This window comes from Thioclava sp. ISO4, assembly GCF_058105145.1.
This window is the reverse complement of record NZ_CM176571.1, coordinates 1-20,829: the sequence shown is the minus strand read 5'-3', so window position 1 is coordinate 20,829 and position 20,829 is coordinate 1. Positions and strand designations below refer to the sequence as shown.

Genomic DNA, 20,829 nt, shown 5'->3' with positions numbered 1-20,829 from the left:
CTCAGCCCTTCGACAGCCACGCCTCGCGCTTGCGATAGATCGTAGAGGGCGCGACCCCCAGTTCCAGCGCAGCGCGCGGGATCGATCCGTCATGCCGGGTGATCGCGGCCTCTATCGCCGCACGTTCGATCTCGGCGAGGGTGCGGTTCGCGAAGGGATCGGAAGTCTGCACAGCGGTGGACGCGGCGCGGCTCATCGCCGGATCGAATTCCGGCAGCATATGAGCGCGCAGCACCGGTCCGTCATGCATCACGATCGCGGCGCGGATCACGTTCATCAGCTGGCGGACATTGCCGGGCCAGGGATGGTCTTCCAGACGGGTGATTGCCTCCGGCTCGATCTCGCTGAAGTCGCGCTCCTCCTGGGACGCGAACCGCTCCAGCGCCATCCGCGCCAGAGGGCCGATGTCCTCGCGATGCAACCGGAGCGGCGGCATCTCGATCGCGAGCACCATCAGCCGGTAATACAGGTCTTCGCGGATCACGCCGCTTTGCAGCATGGCGGTGGGCGAACTGGTGGAGGCGCAGACGATGCGCACATTGACGTCGATCGGTTGGTTCGCGCCGAGCGGTTTGATCTGGCCGCTTTGCAAGAACCGCAGCAGCTTGATCTGCGCGGTGGGGGCAAGTTCGCAGATATTGTCGAGCAGAAGCGTCCCGCCGTTGGCCTCAGAGAACGCGCCGGGCTTGTCTTCCGAGGCGCCGGGGAAGGCCCCGCGGCTATGACCGAACAGCTCGCTATCGGTGCGCTCGGCAGTCAGTGCGCCGCAATCGAGCGCGATGAACGGCCCATCGGCGCGCGGGCTCACGGCGTGTACCGCTTGGGCGCAAAGCTCCTTCCCGGTGCCGCTTTCGCCCCAGATATAGACCGGGGCGGTCGAACGCGCTGCGGCGCGGATCCGGGCGTAGAGCGCCCGCATCTGTGGTGCGTTGCCGATGAAATCCCCGACCGTGTCTTCGCCGGAGTTCGCGTCGTCGAAATCCGCCCGCAGAGACAGGCTGCGCGCGCTCTTGATGGCGCTGCTGAGACGCGGTTCGTCGATCGGTTTCACGAGGAAGTCGATCGCGCCCTCCTGCATCGCCCGCACCGCGCGGTCGATCGAGCGGTCGGCGGTGACCGCGATGATCGCCGTGTAGGGGCGCAGAGCGAGCATTTCGGCGATCAGCGAGTCGCCGTCGCGATCGGGCAGCATCAGGTCCAGCAGAACCATGCGGATCGGGTTCTCGCGGAAGATGCGCATCCCTTCCTCGGCGCTTGCCGCGAGGTGGGTGATGAAGCCGGCGTTGCGCAGATAGGCGTCATAGATCGCCCGGAGCGATCCCACATCTTCGATCAATAGAAAATGTTCGGCCTCGGAGTCGACGCTGTTCCGCCCGCTTCGGCTGAGGCCGTATTGCGGGCTATCCGTCTCGGAGCTGGTATCCCTGTCCGGGGTGGTCGTATCGGAGTCACTAGTTCTCATGCTGTAAATCAGTCTTCGCGTTCAAATTATTTTGGGTGGTGGCTATCAGCCGGTCGATGAAAATGAGGGCGACCCGGCCAAGATTTTGAATATCTTCATAAGTCCCATGTCGGGTTGCACTGTCAAGCGCGCGTGCATGCCGCGAGAGGGGGTGGTCACCCGCCACTCCGGCCACCGCACTGAGCTTGTGGCTCAGCAATTGCAGGGCGCAGAGGTCGAAAGGGGGCAGTGCGAGCGACAGCCCGTGACGTACCGTCTCGAGATCGGCGATCAGTTCCTGTCCGAGCCCCGCTGGCAATGCCTTATCAGCCAGACGTAGGTGGGCGAGCAAACCGCGCGGCGGCGTAGTTACGCGTGGTACGGTCGTCATGCAACCAGCCTCTTCCAAGGCGCGCAGGATCGGCTGTAGGCCCAGCACGGGCTTGATCAGGCAGGCATCGGCCGCGCCTTTCTCCACGTCGCGATGGCCACTGCACTGGATGATCGGAAGCTCCGCCCAAGGCAGACCGGAGCGACGAATGGTGGCGATCACCTCGGGGCCGCGGCTGCCGGGCATTTCGACATCCAGCACCGCGAGATCGAACCGTTCGGCCAGCAGTTGCGCGGCTGCGGTGTCGCCGCGGCGCAGCCCGGTCACCTGCGCGCCCATCGCGCTCAGGAACTGCTCGAGCACGGCGCGGCTCATCTCGCTGTCATCGGCGACGAGCACGTTCCACCCGCTCAGATCGGGCAGGGGGGCATCGCGCATCGTGGAGCTGATATCGATGGGGCGAGCGGGGAGCGACACGCGGATTTCGGCCCCGCCTTGCGGCGTGTTGGCGAGGTCTATCTTGCCGCCGGCCTCTGCCACCAGCGCGTGACAGATCGCAAGGCCCAGACCTTGCCCCTCGGGGTTGCGGAAGGTGGCGGGTTCGCTGCGTTGCCATGCACAGGCGGGCGCGCGCAGGCGCTCCTCGGGGAAGCCATCGCCCTCGTCGCGCACGGTCAGCAGCAGCCCCTCGGCCGGGTCGAAACCGAGCGACAGGTGGATCGTGCCGCGCCCGGCATAGCACAGCGCGTTGCGCATCAGGTTGGCGAAGATGCGGTTGAGCGGCACGCGATCGATCGCCAGCACCGGCGGCAGATCCGGGGCCATTTGGATCGCGAGCGACATGCCCCGGGCGGCGGCCGCGCCCGTCCAGCGGCGGCGCACCCGTTCGAGCGCGTCGGCAATGACCAAGAGCGGCGCAGCGGGCGTCGCTTCAGTCTCGCTGGCCGGATCGCTTGGGGCATCCTCGCTCGGAGCGGCGGGTGCGCGTGTATCCGCCCCGTCCAGATCCAGCAGCTGCGCCAGATCGCTCGCCGCTTCGCGCGCACGTTCGAGTTGCCCATGCGTGCCTTTGCCGCCCGGATCGGCCAGCGCCGCGTCCAGACCACACATTACATCGGCCAGAGCGGCGCGCAGATCGTGCTGCCATAAAGGACCCAGATCGCATCGCAACGTCGCGAGAGGCGTTTGGTCAGTGGGATCGGGCAGCTTCCGGTTCGTCAAAATAACCCCTCGATGGATGATTCCGGGGTGCGGTTCTCAAATTAACCTTCCATAGCATAAACAATAACATAAAGCCGCACCCATTGTGGATGCGGCTTCTTAACTCGGCGTAAACTTTTGATGTGGCGCTTCTCCGCGTCGCCCGCGATAAGCGCCACTCATGATCAGCGTTGTCTATTTCTTCGGATAACCTAGCCCTTTCAGCGCCTCGGTAATTTCGTCGAGGATCGCGGGATCGTCGATCGTCGCGGGCATTTTCCACTCCTGCCCATCCGCGATCTTCACCATCGTGGCCCGCAGGATCTTGCCCGAACGTGTTTTCGGCAGGCGGTCCACCACGGTGGCGAGCTTGAAGGCCGCGACCGGGCCGATCTGTTCGCGCACGCGGCTCACACATTCCTTGATCACCTCGCCATGCGGGCGGTTGCAGCCCGAATTGAGGCACAGGAAGCCCATCGGCGTCTGGCCCTTCAGGTCGTCGGCCACACCGATCACCGCGCATTCGGCGACGTCGCTATGCCCGGCAAGAACCTCTTCCATCGCCCCGGTCGAGAGGCGGTGGCCCGCGACGTTGATGACGTCATCGGTGCGCGCCATGATGTAGAGATAGCCGTCCTCGTCGACATAGCCCGCGTCGCCCGTCTCGTAATAGCCGGGGAATTGTTCGAGGTAGCTTTTCTTGAAGCGCGCCTCGGCGTTCCACAGCGTCGGCAGCGTGCCCGGAGGCAGCGGCAGCTTGATCGCGATGGCGCCAAGCTGGCCCGTCTCGACCGGGTGGCCGCCCTCGTCGAGTACCTGAATGTCGTAGCCCGGCATCGGCACCGAGGGGCTGCCTACCTTGGTCGGCAGCTCTTCGATCCCGATCGGGTTCGCGGCGATCGCCCAGCCGGTCTCGGTCTGCCACCAGTGATCGACCACCGGAACGCCGAGATGTTTCTGAGCCCATTCGACGGTCGCGGGATCGGCCCGCTCGCCTGCGAGGAACAGCGCCTGCAGATCGTGCAGCGCGTAACGCTTGATCCATTCGCCGTTCGGGTCTTCGCGCTTGATCGCGCGCAGCGCCGTGGGGGCGGTGAAGAAGCTCTTGATGCGGTTGTTCTGAATGATCCGCCAGAACACGCCCGGATGCGGGGTGCCGATCGGCTTGCCCTCGAAAACCACCGTGGTCGCGCCCGCGATCAGGGGGCCGTAGCAGATGTAGGAGTGGCCCACGACCCAGCCGACATCCGAGGCCGCCCAGAACCGGTCGCCCGCCTCGATGTTGTAGATGTTCTTCATCGACCATTGCAGCGCGACGAGATGGCCGCCGGTATGGCGCACGACGCCCTTGGGCTGGCCGGTCGTGCCGGAGGTGTAGAGGATGTAGACCGGGTGGTTGCCCTCGACCGGAACGCAGTCCGCGGGCTTCACGCCATATTGGAAGCCGTGCCACGAGAAGTCGCGCCCCTCGATCAGCTTCGCCACTTCCTGTTCGCGCTGGAAGATGACGCAGAATTCCGGCTTGTGCTCGGCCTGTTCGATCGCCTCGTCCAGAAGCGGTTTGTAGTGCACGGTGCGCCCGGGCTCGAGGCCGCAGCTTGCCGCGATGATCGCCTTGGGGGTGCAGTCGTCGATCCGCACCGCGAGTTCATGCGCCGCGAAGCCGCCGAACACGACCGAATGGACCGCGCCGATCCGGGCGCAGGCGAGCATCGCCTCCAGCGCCTCGGGGATCATCGGCATGTAGATGATGACGCGGTCGCCCTTTTCGACGCCGCGCATCTTCAGCGCGCCAGCGAGCGAGGCCACACGGGTCTGCAATTCCTTGTAGGTGATGCCCTTGGTCGAGTGGGTGATCGGGCTTTCATGCATGATCGCGATCTGATCACCGCGCCCCTGCTCGACATGGCGGTCGACCGCGTTCCAGCAGGTGTTGACCATCCCGTCCGAGAACCACTCGTAGAGCGGCGCGTTTCCGTCAAACAGGGCCTTCGAGGGCTTCTCGTCCCAGTCGATCTTCTCGGCGGCGTCCATCCAGAATTTCTCGGGATCGGCCTGCCAGGCGGAATAGACCTCTTTATAGCCCATGCGAACATCTCCTCCTCAGGAATTTGGAGATGTGTTACGGAGCGCAACGCGTTGGCGCAAGAATGTTACCGCGCACAATCGGGTGCGACGCCAAAAAATTTGCAGAAAGCGCGATAAAACGCCCGCAAACTTTTGCAAACTGCGGGCGAGTTTTCAGCTTCTTTGCAGCCCGGGAGGGGTTTGCAAATTTCGCAGGTTAGCGCGACTCAGCTGTAATGAGCGACCGGCGTGCCTGCGATGGCCGACATGTTCAGCAACCCGCGCGAGGTGATCGAGGGCGTCACGATATGCGCCTTGTTGCCCATCCCCATCAGGATCGGCCCGACTTCGAGGCCGCCTGCTTTCATCTTGAGGATGTTGCGCACGCCCGAGGCCGCGTCGGTATTCGCGAAGACCAGCACGTTCGCCGCCCCCTCGAAGCGCGAATTCGGCATCAGCCGGGCGCGGGTCTCGGGGTCGAGGGCCGCATCGACATGCATCTCGCCCTCGAAGTCGAAATTCACCTCGCGCCGGATCAGCAGGTTCATCGCGGCGCGCATCCGCTCGCCCGAGTCGCTGTCGAGATTGCCGAACTGGCTGTGCGAGCACAGCGCGATCTTCGGCGTCAGGCCGAAGCGCGAGACGTGACGCGCGGCGCCGCAGACCGTCTCCATGATCTGCTCGGGCGTGGGCGCGTGATGGACATGGGTGTCGGCCACGAAAAGCGGGCCATCCTCGAGGATCATCAGGCTCAGCGCGCCCTGGGCATGCAGCCCGTCGCGGGCGAGGATTTCGCGCACGTATTTCAGGTGCCAGAGATATTGCCCGAACGTGCCGCAGATCATCGAATCCGCTTCCTCGCGATGGACCATGACGCCGGCGATGGCGGTGGAGTTGGTGCGCATGATCGCACGCGCCAGATCGGGCGTGACGCCGCGCCGGGCCATCAACTCGTGATAGGTGCCCCAATAGTCGCGATAGCGCGGGTCGTTTTCCGGGTTCACGATCTCGACCGCGCCCAGATCGAGCGGCAGACCCGCCCGTTCGCAGCGCATCTCGATCACGTCGGGACGGCCGATCAGGATCGGTGTGTCGGTGGTCTCTTCGATCATCGCGTTGGCGGCGCGCAGCACGCGCTCATCCTCGCCCTCGGCGAAGACGATACGACGTCTCGCGGTCGCGGCGGCATCGAAGACCGGACGCATCAGCAGCGCGGATTTGAACACCGAGCCGTCGAGCTGAACCTTGTAGCTGTCGAGGTTTTCCAGCGGGCGGGTCGCCACGCCGGTCTCCATCGCGGCCTTCGCCACGGCAGAAGCGACGATGCCGATCAGCCGCGGATCGAAGGGTTTCGGGATCAGGTAATCCGCCCCGAAGGTGAGCTTCTCGCCGCGATAGGCGGCAGCGGCCTCGGCGGAGGTCGTCTGCCGCGCGAGCTTGGCGATCCCCTCGACGCAGGCGATCTGCATCTCGTCGTTGATCGTGGTCGCGCCCACGTCCAGTGCGCCCCGGAAGATGAAGGGGAAGCACAGCACGTTGTTGACCTGGTTCGGGAAATCGCTGCGCCCGGTCGCGATGATCGCATCGGGCGCGACCTCGCGGGCCACGTCGGGCAGGATTTCCGGGTTCGGGTTCGCCAGCGCGAAGATGATCGGCTGCTTGGTCATCTTCTGCACCATTTCCGGCTTGAGCACGCCGGGGCCGGAGAGGCCGAGGAACATATCCGCGCCTTCGATCACCTCGTCGAGCGTGCGCAGCTCGCTGTCCTGCGCATAGTCCGCCTTTTGCGGCGTCATGTCAGCTTCGCGACCCTCGTAGACCAGACCCTCGATGTCGCAGAGCCAGACATTCTCGCGCTTCACGCCCAGCTTCAGCAGCATGTTGAGGCAGGCGATGCCCGCCGCGCCGCCACCGGTCGAGACGATCTTGATATCCTCGAAGTTCTTCTTCGCGATGCGCAGCGCGTTGGTCGCAGCCGCGCCCACCACGATCGCGGTGCCGTGCTGATCGTCGTGGAAGACCGGGATGTTCATCTTTTCGCGGCAGATCTTCTCCACGATGAAGCAGTCGGGCGCCTTGATGTCTTCGAGGTTGATCGCGCCGAAGGAGGGCTCGAGCGCGCAGACGATCTCAGCGAGCTTCTCGGGGTCGTTCTCGGCGACTTCGATATCGAAACAGTCGATATCGGCGAATTTCTTGAACAGGACTGCCTTGCCTTCCATCACCGGCTTCGCGGCGAGCGGGCCGATATTGCCCAGGCCCAGTACGGCCGAGCCGTTGGTGACGACGGCGACCAGATTGCCCCGCGCGGTGTAGTCGCGTGCGGTGTCGGGGTCTTCCTTGATGGCAAGGCTCGCCTCGGCCACGCCCGGCGAATAGGCGCGGGCCAGATCGCGCCCGTTGGCGAGCGGCTTCGTCGCGCGGATTTCCAGTTTTCCGGGTTTCGGCTTGGCGTGATAGTCCAGTGCCGACTGACGCAGGTTGTCCTGACGCAGCTCTTCCATGAGATCCTCCCGAAACTGGTTTAGCGCTAAACTAATTTTTCGCGCGCGACTCTCCCGTCGTTCTAGATAGCACGAAGGGGGTGATTGCAACCCCTCCGAATTACGTTGCGGCATGAACTCCACGCGAGGCGGCGGGGTGGCGCGAGGTGAGCGCTTGCATCCGACGCAGGCGCGGCGCAGGATCGGGAGAACTCAACCGGCTGGACAAATTTTACGCTCCGGCCATGGCCCGGAGACCGCCGATGTCGTTGCTCGATTCTGCCCGTCAGGTGCGTGAAAACGCCTATGCGCCCTATTCGAAATTCAAGGTCGGTGCGGCGGTGCGCGGGGCGTCCGGCACCATCTATAGCGGCGTGAATGTCGAGAACGTGGCCTATCCCGAAGGCACCTGTGCCGAGGCCGGCGCGATCGCCGCGATGGTGGCGGCAGGCGAGACCGAGATCACCGAGGTCGCCGTGGTCGCCGACAGCCCGACGCCCGTGCCGCCCTGTGGCGGCTGCCGTCAGAAACTGGCGGAATTCGCGCGCCACGACACGCCGGTGACGCTGGCCACCACCGAAGGTGAGCGGCTCGACACGACGGTGGGCGATCTGCTGCCCGGTCGCTTCGACATGAGCCATATGGAAAACATCTGATGGACGCCCGCAGCATTATCCAATCGGTGCGCGACGGCAAAAGCCTGAGCGCAGATCAAGCCCAATGGTTCGCGCGCGGTCTGGCCGATGGCTCGGTCTCGGACGCGCAGGCGGGGGCCTTCGCGATGGCCGTTCTGCTGAAAGGCATCGGCACCGGGGGGCGCGTCGCGCTGACGCAAGCGATGCGCGATTCCGGCGAGGTCCTGCGCTGGGACATGCCTGGCCCGGTGATCGACAAACATTCGACCGGCGGGGTGGGGGATTCCGTCTCGCTGCTGCTCGCACCCGCGCTGGCGGCCTGTGGCTGCTACGTTCCGATGATCTCGGGGCGGGGTTTGGGCCATACCGGCGGCACGCTCGACAAGATGGAAGCGATCCCCGGCTATGACGCGACGCCCGGCATCGGCGCTTTGCGCAAGGTCGTGGGCGAGGTCGGTTGCGCCATCGTCGGCGCCACGGGCGAAATCGCCCCCGCCGACAAGCGCCTCTACGGTATCCGCGACATCTCCGGCACGGTAGAGAGCATCGATCTGATCACCGCCTCGATCCTGTCGAAGAAGCTCGCCGCCGGGCTGGAAGGGCTGATCCTCGACGTGAAGGTCGGCTCGGGCGCGTTCATGGCGCGGCCCGAGGATGCGAAGGCGCTGGCGCAGAGCCTTGTCGCCACCGCGAATGGCGCAGGCTGCAAGACCTCGGCGCTGATCACCGACATGGATCAGCCGCTGGGCCATTCGGCGGGCAATGCGCTGGAAGTGATCGAGGTGATGGAGACACTGACCGGCACCGGCGTGAACGAGGCGCTGTGGGACGTGACCGCGGCGCTGGGCGGCGAGGCGCTGGTGCTCGCGGGGCTGGCCAAGGACGCGGTCGACGGTACGGCGCGGATCGACGAAGTGCTCAGCAACGGGCGCGCAGTCGAGGTCTTCGGCAAGATGGTGGCGGCGTTGGGTGGTCCGAGCGATTTCGTCGAACGCTTCTTGGATCGTCTGCCCTCGGCCCCGGTCATGCGCGCAGTAGAGGCCCCGCGCGCGGGCTTCGTCAGCCGCATCGACACCCGCGCGGTGGGCGAGGCGGTGGTGCATCTGGGCGGCGGGCGTCTGGTCGGCACCGACAAGATCAACCCCTCGGTCGGTCTGTGGGAGATCGTGGCTCTGGGCGAGGACATGGCCGCGGGCGACCCGCTGGTGACGATCCATGCCGCGAATGACCGCGATGCAGATGCCGCCGAAGCCGCCCTTCTGGCCGCGATCGAATTGAGCGACGAGGCCCCCGAAGAGCCGCCCCTGATCCACGAACGGATCGGCCCGGAGGATGTGCAATGAGCCGCGCCTTTCTGATCGTGATGGACAGCGTCGGGATCGGCGGCGCGCCCGATGCGGATCGTTTCTTCAACGACGGTGCGCCGGATACCGGCGCGAATACCGTGGGCCATATCGCGCAGGCCTGCGCGGAAGGGCGCGCGGAGGAAGGCCGTTCCGGTCCGCTGAATATGCCCACGCTGGCGGGGCTTGGTCTGGGTGCGGGCGTGAAGCTCGCCTCGGGCGAGGACGCGCCGGGGCTGATGGTCGAACCCGTCGGGCTCTGGGGTGCGGCCACCGAGGTCTCTCCCGGCAAGGACACGCCTTCGGGCCATTGGGAACTGGCCGGTGTGCCAGTGCCATGGGAATGGCATTACTTCCCCGATCAGACGAACAGCTTCCCGCCCGATCTGGTCGCGAAAGCCTGCGAGATCGCGGGCACGGACGGCATCTTGGGCAACTGCCATGCCTCGGGCACCAATATCATCGAAAGCCTCGGCGACGAGCATATCCGCACCGGCTGGCCGATCTGCTACACCTCCGCCGATAGCGTCTTCCAGATCGCAGCCCATGAGGAGCATTTCGGCCTCGACCGCCTTTTGAAGCTCTGCGAGGGACTCGCGCCGACGCTGCATGCGATGAAGGTGGGGCGCGTGATCGCGCGGCCGTTCATCGGCGAGAACGGGCAGTTCACCCGCACGCCCAATCGCCGCGACTACGCGATCCCGGCGCCGTCTCCGACACTTCTGGACTGGGCCTATGATGCGGGCCGCGTGACCCATGCGATCGGCAAGATCGGGGATATTTTCTCGCATCGCGGCATCACCCATCTGCACAAGGGCAAGGGCGATGCCGATCTGGCCGATCACCTGATCCGGCTGGCGGATGAGGCCGAGGAGGGCTCGCTCACCTTCGCCAATTTCGTGGAATTCGACAGCCTCTACGGCCATCGCCGCGACATCTCGGGCTATGCCCGCGCGCTGGAATGGTTCGACACGGTGGCGGCGCAATTCCTCGACCGCCTGCAACCGGGCGATCTGGCGATCTTCACCGCCGATCACGGCAACGATCCAAGCTGGCGCGGCACCGATCACACCCGCGAACGCGTGCCGGTTCTGGGCGCGGGCCCCGGTATCGGGTCGCGCAGCGTGGGCAATGTGGGCTATGTGGATCTCGCGGCTTCGCTCGCCACGCATCTGAACATTCCGGCGCAAGGGCCGGGCAAAAGCTTTCTGTGAGGGACAACACAATGAGTGACCATCTGACCGTCGTCAAACATCCGCTGGTGCAGCACAAACTGACCCTGATGCGCGAGAAGGATACGTCGACCGCGTCCTTCCGTCGTCTGCTGCGCGAGATCAGCCTGCTGCTGGCCTATGAGATCACCTCGGAGCTGGAACTGACCTCGAAGAATATCGAGACGCCGCTTCAGGAGATGGACGCGCCGATCCTCGCAGGCAAGAAGCTCGCGCTGGTCTCGATCCTGCGGGCGGGCAACGGGCTGCTGGATGGCGTGCTGGAACTGATCCCGGCGGCGCGCGTGGGCTTCGTCGGCCTCTACCGCGACCCCGAGACGCTGAAGCCGGTCGAATACTATTGCAAACTGCCGAGCGAGCTTGAGGATCGTCTGACCATCGTGGTCGATCCGATGCTCGCCACCGGCAATTCCTCGGTCGCAGCGATCGACCTGATCAAGAAAAAGGGCGCGAAGAACATTCGCTTCATGTGCCTGCTGGCCGCCCCGGAAGGCGTCGCGCGCATGAAAGAGGCGCATCCGGACGTGCCGATCGTGACTGCAGCGCTTGATGAGAGGCTCGACGATCACGCCTATATCGTGCCGGGTCTGGGCGATGCGGGCGACCGGATGTTCGGCACGAAGTAAGGCCAACCCCCTTTACTCAAAGGCAAACCCGTCTATCCTCCCCTTGAAAACATCAGGGGGTGGATATGCGACTGAAAGCAGGAGCGGCGGCCGGTCTGGGCGCGATTCTCACGCTGGGGCTGGGAGGCTTCGCATCGGAGTCGCAGGCGCAGCAATATGTGCCCGCCGAAATGCCCCCGGCGAGCTATACCGATCCGCAATATGTCGACAGTCAGGGCTGCGTGTTCGTGCGCGCGGATTATGGCGGGGCCGTGCGCTGGGTGCCGCAGATGAATAGCGACCGCGGCATCGTCTGCGGCCATACGCCCAGCCTGGCGCCCACCGTGCCGGTTGCTTCGGTAACCGTGGCTCCGAACCCTGCGGCCCGCGCCACGGCGGCGATGCGCGCGCCCTTTTCGCCGACCCCGACCTCTCCGCCTGTGCCGCGCGATCCGTCGCGCGTCTCTCACAGCGTGAGCGTCGGTGGGCTCGCCCCGGTTGTGACCCGCGCGCCCAAGCCGCAGAACGGCTGGACGACTGCGTTCGAAGATGGGCGGCTGAACCCTTATCGCGGCCCGCGCACCGTCCATGGCAACGCACAGATGCGCGCGCGCTGGACCGAAGAGACGCCGATGCAGCTTCGCCCCACCGCAACGCCTGATCAGGTCTATGTCGAAGGCTCTCATCCGCCGGTGCCGAACTCCCGGATCGTGGTGGTGCCGACCGTCACCGTGTCGAGCAAATCGGTCGCGCCGGTCGGTTCGAACGGCAAGCAATATGTGCAGGTCGGCAGCTTCGCCAATGTCGCGAATGTCGCGACAGCGACGAAGCGTCTGCAGGCGCTGGGCCTTCCGGTCGCGACCTCCAAGACGCAGGAGCTGACGGTGGTCTATGCCGGGCCGTTCTACGATACCGCGAAGCTGAATTCGGCGCTGGCCTCGGCGCGTCGGGCTGGCTTCCCGGATGCGCTCGTGCGCTGAAGAGGCGTGAAGGCGTAAGACGGATCAAGCGGCCCTTCGGGGCCGTTTTTATTGTGCCGAGCAGATGTCCTGCAGCGCCACCCATTGCGCATCTTCCAAAACCGGCTTCGGCGCAGGCTGGCCCTTGAACGGGTCGGCCTCGATCAGGCCCAGCACCGACTCTCCGGTCGGGTCGAGCGCATAGGCATAGGGCGTCGCGCTGACCCCGGCATCGCGGAAGGCGCGCAGCAGCGTGTCGCCATCGGCCCGCGCCGGGGGGTGCTGCAGCAGGTCCTGCGCATATTCGGCAAGGCCGCTCTCGGGAAGATCGCCCGTCGTCAGCAGCCGCAGCGCAGCCGCGGGGCCGAGACGGTCGAGCATCCGATGCAGCGGGCGCCCTCCGGCGGCGCTGTTCTGCGCGGCGATGATGTAGCCCGCGACGACCTCGGGCGTATCCGGCCCGTCGATCGTGTCGCGTCCGACGACCGTCATCCCGCCTGGCAGAAGCCGCGCCCCTTCGAGCGCCTGCGGCAGGACCGCGATGACCGATTGTCCGGGCAGTCGCTCCGCCAGCGCGGAGAGCGCGCGATTGCCGCCGGGGCTGTGACAGGCCGAGCCGGTCATCTTCACCATTTCCCCAAGCAGCTTGCGGCCGATCTCGACGCGTTTCGCCTGTGGCGCGACGCGCGCGGCATGATCGACCAGCGCCGAGGGCAACCAGAACAGCGCCACGGCGCCAACTGCCAGCAGCACCGCCCCGATGAGCACGCCGCGCAGCCGCCCCGGATGCGGGCGCTTTGCCTCGATCATCGCATGGACCTTCTCGATCGCGGCGATCATCGTCTCGTCTTCGATCTCGAGTTCTTCGCCCGGCTCCTCGGAGGGGGCGAAGATCGCGGGGCGTTTGCCGGGATTGCGGCGATGCATGGCCGGCAGCGACCAATGCGCGAGCGCCGTGCCGGAGCGCGCCTCCGACAGCACAAGCGTCGCGTCGCCCAGCGAGAGGATCACCTCGCGGCGCTGCGCGTCCGCATCGGGACGCCATATACCGATCGCCTCGAGGCGTTCATATTCGGAGAGGGCGGTCATGCGGGCCCGTTTCTGCTCTTGTTTGTCAAGAGGATAGCCGATCCTGCCCGGGGGTCAATCACACAGCCCCGCGTGGAACGACGCCGCCCCGCACGAGATGCCGTGCGGGGCGAGTTGGTCGCAATTCAATTCGAAGCGCGCGGGACACGAAGCGCCACCCGCGCGGTCGTCCGTCAGGGCCGCAGATAGGCGTAGCCATCGCGTTGCAGATCGACGAGATAGGCCGCGCCGGAGGGGACGATTTCCGCCTCTTCGACCATCGGAGGCTCCTTCCCGAGCTTCTTGGTCATCGCCGCGAGCGTGTTGGCGCAGGCGCGGAAATGGATCGGCTGACCCAGCATCGCCATTTCCTCGACGCGGGCTTTCACCGGCGAGGTGTCGGCGCGCAGCATGTTGAGGCCCGGCCCGTAGGTGACCAGCTCGATTTGGACGTCTTCGCCCTGGTCTTTGTAATATTTGATCATGTTGAGCGCGTTGTTCAGCGCCATGTTCATGACTTTTGCGTCGGAGCTGTTCACCTGAATGGCGATCTTCTCACTCGCCAGTGCGGGCACAGCCCAAACCATCGCCGCGAGCGCAAGCCCGAGGCGGAGTCCTCCCTTTACCATCGTGATCTCCCTTTCACTTCATGGAGGACCAGCGTCAACGTGCCGCAGTCGAAAAGCAAGAGATTGCACGGATTGCTCCCGAAATTTCACGGCCTCGTGATGCGAGGGGCGCGTCTTGGCTGAAGAAAAGACGCCCGCGAAGCGTGCGCAGGGGCGATTGACCGCGCGGGGGCGAGTGTCTATCTGCTGCCTTGCGCGGATGGCTGGATGGCCGCGAGTTCCCGTAGCCCCGTGAATGCGGGTAGCCGGGGGCCCGAGGAAAGTCCGGACTCCATGAAGCAACGGTGCCGGGTAACGCCCGGGCGGGGAAACCCGACGGAAAGCGCCACAGAAAACAGACCGCCTCGGTTTCGGCCGGGGTCAGGGTGAAACGGTGGGGTAAGAGCCCACCGCGGGACTGGTAACAGGACCGGCACGGCAAGCCCCACCGGGAGCAACGCCGAATAGGGATCGCGCGCTGCGCCGCTTGCGGTGACGGCAGGGGAGCTTCGCCCCGAGCGGTCCGGGTTGGCAGCTAGACCCTGTGAGCAATCGCAGGGCGAGAGGAATGGTCATCCATGGGGGTGCAAGCCTCCGGGACAAAATCCGGCTTACAGGCCATCCGCGCAAATTCTTCTTCCGCTTCAAGATCGAGGGAAAGGAACAAGCCCCCGCCCGCACGGGTTCCCGCCACTGCGGCACAGTGAGCGCGCATTGAAGCACAGGCCTCTCCATGATCGTGACTTGCGTTTCGCATCGAATTGGCCACGCTCGACGCAAAGGCGCGAACAGCCGAGACCAACTAGGGGAGAGAGATTGCCATGGGCTATACGATCGACAAGGTGATGACCGGGGCATTCGACGAGGTCGAGGCGAAAGTGCGCGAGGCGCTGGCCGAGGCGGGCTTCGGCGTGCTGACCGAGATCAACGTGTCCGCCACGATGAAGGCCAAGCTCGACAAGGACATGCCACGCTACAAGATCCTCGGCGCCTGCAATCCGAAGCTTGCCTATGAGGCGATCGGCGTCGCGCCGCGGATCGGGGCGATGCTGCCGTGCAATGTGGTGCTGCGCGAGGTGGAGGATGGGATCGAGGTCAGCGCCGTCGATCCCGTGGCCTCAATGCTCGCGGTCGAGAATGACGACCTCGCCGAGGTCGCGAGCCAGGTGCGCCAGATGCTCGCCGACGTTGTTGCCAAGCTGTAAATCGCGTGAGTTTTTCCTAGCCAAGCGCGCCCCTGCGCGCGAAGCTGTCGTAACAGGAATCCGCATTTCGGGGGAATGATATGAGCTTCGTGAAGACATTGGCTACGCTCGCGGTGGGTTTCGCCGCCGCCAAGGGCGTGGAGCGTTTCAACAAGATGGGCGGCCTCGACGGTATGAAGGACGCGCTCGGCAAGGCGGGCGAGCCCGGCGGTATGGGCGACCAGATGGGCGAGTGGGCCGAGAAGATGGGCATGCCCGGCGGCAAGGAAACCGTGCGCGGTCTCTTCGGCCAGTTCGGCTCTCAGGCAGCCTCCGCGACGGCGGCGACCGAGGCGGGGCTTGGCGCGCTGATCGGGGCCATGACCGGCGCCGCGAAAACGGGCGCGGGCAATATCTCGGAGATGCTCGGGGCCGTGACTTCCGGCACGCCGGTCAACGCGATGATGGAAGATCAGGCCAAGCTGATGATCCGCGCGATGATCCAGGCCTCGAAGGCCGATGGCGAGATCGACGAGACCGAGCGCCAGACCATCCTCGATCACCTGTCCGACGCCTCCGACGAAGAGATCGCCTTCGTGAAATCCGAACTCGACGGCCCGATCGACATCACCGCTCTGGCCAATGCCACCTCGGACCACATGAAGTCGCAGGTCTATTCCGCAGCGCTTCTGCCGATCACCGTCGATACCGAGGCGGAGAAGCAATATCTGGCGAATCTCGCTGCGGCGCTGGGCCTCGAGACGGAGAAAGTCGCCCAGATTCACGCGACGATGGGCAAGCCGCTGATCTGAGCGGAAAAGGGCGTCACCGCTTTATGAGCCGTGGGCGAAGAATTTTCAGCCTGCGGCCCGGTTTGCCGGTTGACTCCGCATCGCGCATCGCTAAAAGGCGGGCTTCAAGGATTCCGCGGGTGCGTAGTTTTTTCGATGCCCGGAGCTAGGAGATAAACAATGGCGAAGCCGACGACGATCAAGATCCGTCTGAACTCGACGGCGGGCACCGGGCACTTCTATGTGACCAAGAAGAACGCCCGCACCATGACCGAAAAAATGACCGTGAACAAATACGATCCGGTCGTGCGCAAGCACGTCGAATACAAGGAAGGCAAGATCAAGTAAGATCGCCTGACCTTGACGGTTAGAAGGCCGTGCCTCCGGGCACGGCCTTTTCTTTTTGTATTGGAAACTCGCTGCCCGGATCAGCCGCGAAGCGGCCCGGGCCGCGCCCGACCTCCCTCCGGGGAGGGCGCATTGGCGATGTCAGTGCGGGTACGTGTGCCTTTCGGGCTTGAGGGATAAAGCACCCAGCCACAGGCGGAGCAAAGCGCCCACCCGAGGTCGGGCGCGGCCCTCTGGAGGCTTAAGGCGGAGTTAGCGGGTTTCCCCGGCGCATTGCTTGCGCAATCTGGGTTCGCCGCTTCGGTGGCTCCACTGGCGCCCCCGACCTGCGCTTTCAACAATCGCGCCCCGGCGCCTCCACGGTCGGCGCGTTCGCCGCTGAGGGCTTCCACTGGAAGCCCTCCGGGACGCGGCTCACCCCACCAGCCACAGCGACAGGTAAAGCGCGGCGAGCCCGCTGAGAATCGCCCACAGCGTGTTGCGCGTGGTGATCCCCACGCCCAGCGTCGCGAAGGCTGCGATCATCCGCGCGGGGTCGGTCTCGCCGCCCGTGCTCGCAGGCCACAGCACCAGCGGCGCCACAAGACCCGGCAGGACCGCGACCGGCGTGTAGCGCAGGTAGCGCAGCGCCCATTCCGGCAGTTGCCGATCGCCGAGAAAACCCATGAAGGAATAGCGCAGGAAGAACGTGCCGATCCCCAGCGCGATGATGATTCCCCAGACCAGGGCGTCCGAATACCCGGTCATTCCTTCACCGCCTTTCTACGCGCGACCCAAAGCTCGACCTGCGCACCCGTCACCATTGCGGCGACCGCAGCGATCATCAGTCCCACACCCGAGGGCAGGAAGCTCAGCGCCAGCGCGCCGACGACCGAGACCGCCGCCGCCGCGACATGGGCGAGCGTGCGCAGCGCCGGCCCGATCATCGCGAGGAAGGTGATCGGCACCGCGAAATCGAGCGCGAATTCCGGCGGGATTTTCGCGCCCACCAACGCGCCGACCAGCGTCGCCACATACCAGTTCGGGCAGACCGGGGTGCAGACGCCCGCGTAATAGGCCAGCTTCTCGGCGCGGCTCATCTCCGGCTCGGCCTCGTATTCATTGGCCGCCATCGCATAGGCCTGATCGACCATGAAATAGGCCACCAGCGCTTTCTGCCATGTCTTCGCCTTGCCGAAATGCGGGGTCAGCGCCGCCGAATACATCGCCATGCGCAGATTGACCGCGAGCGAGGCCGCGAGGATCAGCAGAACCGGCGCGTGATCGCCCATCAATTGCAGCGCGGTGAACTGCGCGGCCCCCGCGATGACCATCACCGAGAAGCCCATGACCTGCGCCAGATCGAGCCCCGCATTGGTCGCCGCCACGCCGAACAGCAGCCCGAAGGGCACGATTACCAGAAGGAACGGCAGGCCATGCCGAAATCCGCGCCAATAGGCGGCCCGGATCGTGCCTTTCGGGGTCGTCCCGTTCGCGGTCATGTCCGACATGATGCTTGTCTCCCGTTCTCAGTTGCGGGACAGATAGGGAAGGATGCGGGCAAAGGCAAAGCGCGCGATTGTATTGGAGGCAATCATCTTGACCGCTGGCGAAGATGTCGGGCCGCGTGTGGTCGCGGTGATCCTTGCGGGCGGGCAGGGGCGGCGCATGGGCGGCGTCGACAAGGCGATGGTTATGCTCGCCGGGCGTCCGCTGTTTGCCCATGTCGCGGCCCGGATCGGCCCGCAGGTGGCCAGACTCGCGATCTCCGCCAATGGCGCGGCGCTGCGATTCGCCCCGATCCCCGTGCTGTCCGATCCGCCCCAGCGGCGCGGCGAGGGGCCTCTGGCGGGGCTCCTGAGCGCGCTCGACTGGGCGGCAGAGCAGGGCGCGCAGAGGCTGCTCTACGTGCCGGTCGATACGCCCTTCCTGCCCCATGATCTGGTCGCGCAGCTCGACGCCCCCGGCGTTGCGGCCTGTGCCGCCTCGGGTGGCCGCGATCATCCGAGCGTGGCGCTGTGCCCGGTCGAAGATCGCGCGCGCATCGCAGAGCTGTTCGCCTCGGGCGAGCGGCGCTTGCGCGCGGCCTTCCCGGACGCGGCGCGGGTGGCGTTCGAGGGCCACCCCGACCCGTTCACCAATCTCAACACGCCGGAAGATCTGGCAGCGGCGGCCGCGCATCTGGCGGAGGCGACACGGTGACTCAGGTGTCGATCCGGCACGGGCTCGCACGCGAGCATCGCACGGCTGCAGCAGGGCTCTACTGGCAGGCCTTCGGTGGCAAGCTGGGGCGCGTGATGGGCCCCGAGCCGCGCGCCTTGGGCTTCATCGCCGACGTGATCGACCCCAGCCACGCGCTCTCGGCGCTCGACGGCAACGGCGCGCTTGTCGGGGTGGTCGGGTTTCGCACCCATCGCGGCTCTTTCGTCGGCGGAAGCTGGTCCGATCTGCGCAGCCATTACGGGCGCAGCGGCGGGCTTTGGCGCGGGGCTTGCCTGCATCTTCTGGCGCATGACCTGCCCGCGGGCGGGATGATGGTCGACGGTATCGCGGTGCGGCCCGAGCTGCGCGGGGCCGGTATCGGGCGCGCGCTGATCGAGGCGCTGTCCCATGAGGCGCGCAGGCGCGGCTATGCGGCGCTCTGCCTCGACGTGATCGACGAGAACCTGCGCGCACGTGCCCTGTATCAGCGGCTGGGCTTCGAGGTCACGGGGCGGCGAACGTCACGGCTGACGCGGCTCGTCTTCGATTTCCGTTCGGTGCAACTGATGCGCCGCGCGCTCTGACGGCTCTGCCTCCGCCGCGCCCATTCGTATTGGCCAAAATATCCCGGGGGTGAGGGCGAAGCCCGAGGGGGTTGCCCCCCTCAGTCGAAACTTCCGGTGACGCGCCCCAGCAGCATGAAGGCGCGCGCGGTGCGGGTCTCGGCCATCTCGGCGATGTCCTGATCCGAGGCGTTCTTCTCGAATTCCGCGAAGGTGCGGTCGAACTGGCGCAGGAAGTGATGCGCCACGTCGCGGAAGATCGTGTCGCCGCGCATCCGGCCCGCGCTGAGCGCGAGCGACGAGCGGTCGCGGATGCCGCCCAGGCTGGTGATCTCGCGCCCGCGCTCGCCTTGTGCGAAGCGACGCCAAAGCTCGGGCCGGGCGCGGTCGGGTTTGAGGTCGTCCATGTAGATGCCGTCCTGCGCGAGCAGGTTCAGCACGTCCTGCGCCGAGCGCAGCAGCTTTGCCGTGGCGCGGTCCTCGAGGGCGCGGCGCAGCGCGCGGAAGCCCTCGGTGTCGTCGGGCGAATCCGGGAAGTTCAGGGCGCGGACGAAATCCGCGACCGAGAGCGGCGCGCGCAGCTCCTCGGCAGGGGTGCCGAGCGCCAGCATCGGTTCGCTGTCATCGGGCCGCGGCGGGGGCGGCGCGACCAGCGCCGCCTTGCGATCGGCCGAGGGCTGGCTCGCCTGTACATCGCGGCGCGAGGCGAAGGTCGCGATCGTGGTCTCCGCCTGCCGGGCCACGGCGGCGATCTCGTCGAGCTTCTTCTCGACATTCTGATCGGTGCGCAGCGCCTGCTGATTGAGCCAGGCCGTGCGCATCGCCTCGATGGATTGCTTGAGAGCGGCGGTCTCGGCGCGCATCTCGCGGGTTGCGCGCGCGGTGACGGCGGCGACCCAGATCATCACGATCGGCACCGCCATCCCGACCACGAGGCTGACGGTGGCGAACAGCGATGCGGCGCGCGCGATCCCCGGGGCGAAGAACCAGAAGGCCACGACCATGAGGACCCACAGGAGGCTCAGCCCCAGCGCGATCCATTCCGGCGCGCCGGGATATCGCGTCTTGAGGCGTGGACGACCGGCAGGCGGTTGTGGTCCGCCGGGCATGGCGAACCGGTCCTTGTCCTGCTCTGCGGGTCCTTCCATTCAGGCTCTCCGTCAGTGGCGCGCGGTCAGATGCTCACCGCACAGGGGACGACCGCGTCAGGCGAAAACGATCTTGAGGATTTCGTAAGCCTTGTCGCCACCCGGCGTGCGAACCTCGACCGAGTCGCCCTCGTCCTTGCCGATCAGCGCACGCGCCAGCGGCGATTTCATGTTGAGCTTGCCCTTCTCCAGATCGGCCTCGGGCTCGCCGACGATCTGGTAGGTCTTCTCTTCGTCGGTGTCCTCGTCGACGATGGTGACGGTCGCGCCGAATTTGACGGCGCCCGACATCTTCGACGGGTCGATCACCTCGGCCCGGCCCAGAAGCCCTTCGAGCTCCTTGATCCGGCCTTCGATAAAGCCCTGCTTCTCGCGTGCCGAATGGTATTCGGCATTCTCCGAGAGGTCGCCCAATTCCCGCGCTTCCGCGATCGCAGCAATGATCGCGGGCCGCTCTTCGGACTTGAGCTTTTTCAATTCTGTATTGAGCGCGTCGAAACCCGCGCGCGTCATCGGTTGTTTGTCCATGGAAGGCTCCCGAATTCGGAACTGTCCCCAATTCAGGGCATCTAAATCTGCTCTGACCCCCGGAAGTCAAGTGGACAGCGCGATTTTCGCGGCGATTTGCCGATCTTGCCGCTC

The 20,829-nt window shown here is 65.7% G+C and carries 20 protein-coding genes and 1 other RNA gene; 11 read left to right on the top strand and 10 right to left on the bottom strand.

All coding sequences use genetic code 11. From position 1 onward, the window contains the following. Window position 1 precedes the first annotated feature (1 nt). The 4 genes from AC2TZ7_RS00105 to AC2TZ7_RS00090 all read right to left on the bottom strand — a co-directional run bounded on the left by AC2TZ7_RS00105 (window position 2) and on the right by AC2TZ7_RS00090 (window position 7,543). The gene (locus AC2TZ7_RS00105; protein WP_489865471.1) at window positions 2–1,462 is read right to left on the bottom strand and encodes a sigma-54-dependent transcriptional regulator; all 1,461 of its coding nucleotides are present in this window, start codon (window positions 1,460–1,462) and stop codon (window positions 2–4) included. Next, window positions 1,452–2,993: a hybrid sensor histidine kinase/response regulator gene (locus tag AC2TZ7_RS00100; RefSeq protein ID WP_489865470.1), complete on the bottom strand. Its 1,542-nt coding sequence runs from the start codon at window positions 2,991–2,993 to the stop codon at window positions 1,452–1,454. The genes AC2TZ7_RS00105 and AC2TZ7_RS00100 overlap by 11 nt, the downstream gene beginning before the upstream one ends. A 174-nt stretch (window positions 2,994–3,167) precedes the next feature. Next, on the bottom strand, window positions 3,168–5,060 hold the full coding sequence (locus AC2TZ7_RS00095) for a propionyl-CoA synthetase (protein ID WP_098411990.1): 1,893 nt from the start codon (window positions 5,058–5,060) through the stop codon (window positions 3,168–3,170). Between the two features lie 206 nt (window positions 5,061–5,266). Next, the gene (locus AC2TZ7_RS00090; RefSeq protein WP_489865469.1) at window positions 5,267–7,543 is read right to left on the bottom strand and encodes an NADP-dependent malic enzyme; all 2,277 of its coding nucleotides are present in this window, start codon (window positions 7,541–7,543) and stop codon (window positions 5,267–5,269) included. 242 nt (window positions 7,544–7,785) lie between these two features. Here AC2TZ7_RS00090 and AC2TZ7_RS00085 point away from each other — a divergent pair, with 242 nt between their 5' ends. The 5 genes from AC2TZ7_RS00085 (at window position 7,786) to AC2TZ7_RS00065 (ending at window position 12,317) form a co-directional block, all read left to right on the top strand. Next, complete coding sequence (locus AC2TZ7_RS00085; RefSeq protein ID WP_489865468.1) at window positions 7,786–8,178, top strand: cytidine deaminase; 393 nt, start codon at window positions 7,786–7,788, stop codon at window positions 8,176–8,178. Beyond that, window positions 8,178–9,500, top strand: a complete 1,323-nt coding sequence (locus tag AC2TZ7_RS00080; protein ID WP_489865467.1) for a thymidine phosphorylase — start codon at window positions 8,178–8,180, stop codon at window positions 9,498–9,500. The genes AC2TZ7_RS00085 and AC2TZ7_RS00080 overlap by 1 nt, the downstream gene beginning before the upstream one ends. Then, entirely contained in the window at window positions 9,497–10,714 is a 1,218-nt protein-coding gene (locus tag AC2TZ7_RS00075) for a phosphopentomutase (protein ID WP_489865466.1), read from the top strand. Before AC2TZ7_RS00080 ends, AC2TZ7_RS00075 begins: the two co-directional genes overlap by 4 nt. 11 nt (window positions 10,715–10,725) lie before the next feature. Next, entirely contained in the window at window positions 10,726–11,358 is a 633-nt protein-coding gene (upp, locus tag AC2TZ7_RS00070) for a uracil phosphoribosyltransferase (protein ID WP_098411985.1), read from the top strand. A gap of 65 nt (window positions 11,359–11,423) precedes the next feature. Further along, window positions 11,424–12,317, top strand: a complete 894-nt coding sequence (locus tag AC2TZ7_RS00065; protein ID WP_489865465.1) for an SPOR domain-containing protein — start codon at window positions 11,424–11,426, stop codon at window positions 12,315–12,317. A 48-nt stretch (window positions 12,318–12,365) separates the two neighbouring features. Here the strand turns inward: AC2TZ7_RS00065 and AC2TZ7_RS00060 are convergent, their stop codons facing one another. Further along, the gene (locus AC2TZ7_RS00060; RefSeq protein WP_489865464.1) at window positions 12,366–13,385 is read right to left on the bottom strand and encodes a hypothetical protein; all 1,020 of its coding nucleotides are present in this window, start codon (window positions 13,383–13,385) and stop codon (window positions 12,366–12,368) included. A 173-nt stretch (window positions 13,386–13,558) separates the two neighbouring features. After that, window positions 13,559–13,993 carry a DsrE family protein gene (locus AC2TZ7_RS00055; protein WP_489865463.1) on the bottom strand — a complete coding sequence of 145 codons (435 nt, stop codon included), beginning with the start codon at window positions 13,991–13,993 and terminating at the stop codon, window positions 13,559–13,561. A gap of 195 nt (window positions 13,994–14,188) precedes the next feature. On the opposite strand from AC2TZ7_RS00055, the gene rnpB reads away from it, so the two are divergent. The 4 genes from rnpB to rpmG all read left to right on the top strand — a co-directional run bounded on the left by rnpB (window position 14,189) and on the right by rpmG (window position 16,295). Beyond that, an RNA gene (rnpB, locus tag AC2TZ7_RS00050) (RNase P RNA component class A) lies at window positions 14,189–14,602 on the top strand. Window positions 14,603–14,793: 191 nt separating this feature from the next. After that, a complete protein-coding gene (locus AC2TZ7_RS00045) occupies window positions 14,794–15,177 on the top strand; it encodes a DUF302 domain-containing protein (RefSeq protein ID WP_489865462.1) in 384 nt (127 codons plus the stop codon). Window positions 15,178–15,257: 80 nt separating this feature from the next. Beyond that, window positions 15,258–15,968 carry a tellurite resistance TerB family protein gene (locus tag AC2TZ7_RS00040; RefSeq protein WP_489865461.1) on the top strand — a complete coding sequence of 237 codons (711 nt, stop codon included), beginning with the start codon at window positions 15,258–15,260 and terminating at the stop codon, window positions 15,966–15,968. Between the two features lie 159 nt (window positions 15,969–16,127). Further along, window positions 16,128–16,295, top strand: a complete 168-nt coding sequence (gene rpmG, locus AC2TZ7_RS00035) for a 50S ribosomal protein L33 (protein WP_011750518.1) — start codon at window positions 16,128–16,130, stop codon at window positions 16,293–16,295. 414 nt (window positions 16,296–16,709) lie between these two features. Here the strand turns inward: rpmG and AC2TZ7_RS00030 are convergent, their stop codons facing one another. Both AC2TZ7_RS00030 and AC2TZ7_RS00025 read right to left on the bottom strand, forming a co-directional pair. Beyond that, window positions 16,710–17,042 (bottom strand): AzlD domain-containing protein, encoded by a 333-nt coding sequence (locus tag AC2TZ7_RS00030; protein ID WP_489865460.1) that lies wholly within the window; start codon window positions 17,040–17,042, stop codon window positions 16,710–16,712. Next, the gene (locus AC2TZ7_RS00025) at window positions 17,039–17,785 is read right to left on the bottom strand and encodes an AzlC family ABC transporter permease (RefSeq protein ID WP_489865459.1); all 747 of its coding nucleotides are present in this window, start codon (window positions 17,783–17,785) and stop codon (window positions 17,039–17,041) included. The genes AC2TZ7_RS00030 and AC2TZ7_RS00025 overlap by 4 nt, the downstream gene beginning before the upstream one ends. 88 nt (window positions 17,786–17,873) lie before the next feature. Here AC2TZ7_RS00025 and mobA point away from each other — a divergent pair, with 88 nt between their 5' ends. Both mobA and AC2TZ7_RS00015 read left to right on the top strand, forming a co-directional pair. Then, window positions 17,874–18,476, top strand: a complete 603-nt coding sequence (gene mobA / locus AC2TZ7_RS00020; protein ID WP_489865458.1) for a molybdenum cofactor guanylyltransferase MobA — start codon at window positions 17,874–17,876, stop codon at window positions 18,474–18,476. After that, window positions 18,473–19,060, top strand: coding sequence for a GNAT family N-acetyltransferase (locus tag AC2TZ7_RS00015; protein WP_255266528.1), 588 nt, complete (start codon window positions 18,473–18,475; stop codon window positions 19,058–19,060). Before mobA ends, AC2TZ7_RS00015 begins: the two co-directional genes overlap by 4 nt. Window positions 19,061–19,140: 80 nt before the next feature. On the opposite strand, the gene AC2TZ7_RS00010 is transcribed toward AC2TZ7_RS00015, so the two are convergent. Together AC2TZ7_RS00010 and greA are read right to left on the bottom strand one after the other, a co-directional pair. Continuing rightward, on the bottom strand, window positions 19,141–20,187 hold the full coding sequence (locus AC2TZ7_RS00010) for a hypothetical protein (RefSeq protein ID WP_255266527.1): 1,047 nt from the start codon (window positions 20,185–20,187) through the stop codon (window positions 19,141–19,143). 57 nt (window positions 20,188–20,244) lie between these two features. Continuing rightward, window positions 20,245–20,715 carry a transcription elongation factor GreA gene (greA, locus tag AC2TZ7_RS00005; RefSeq protein ID WP_078522518.1) on the bottom strand — a complete coding sequence of 157 codons (471 nt, stop codon included), beginning with the start codon at window positions 20,713–20,715 and terminating at the stop codon, window positions 20,245–20,247. Window positions 20,716–20,829 lie beyond the last annotated feature (114 nt).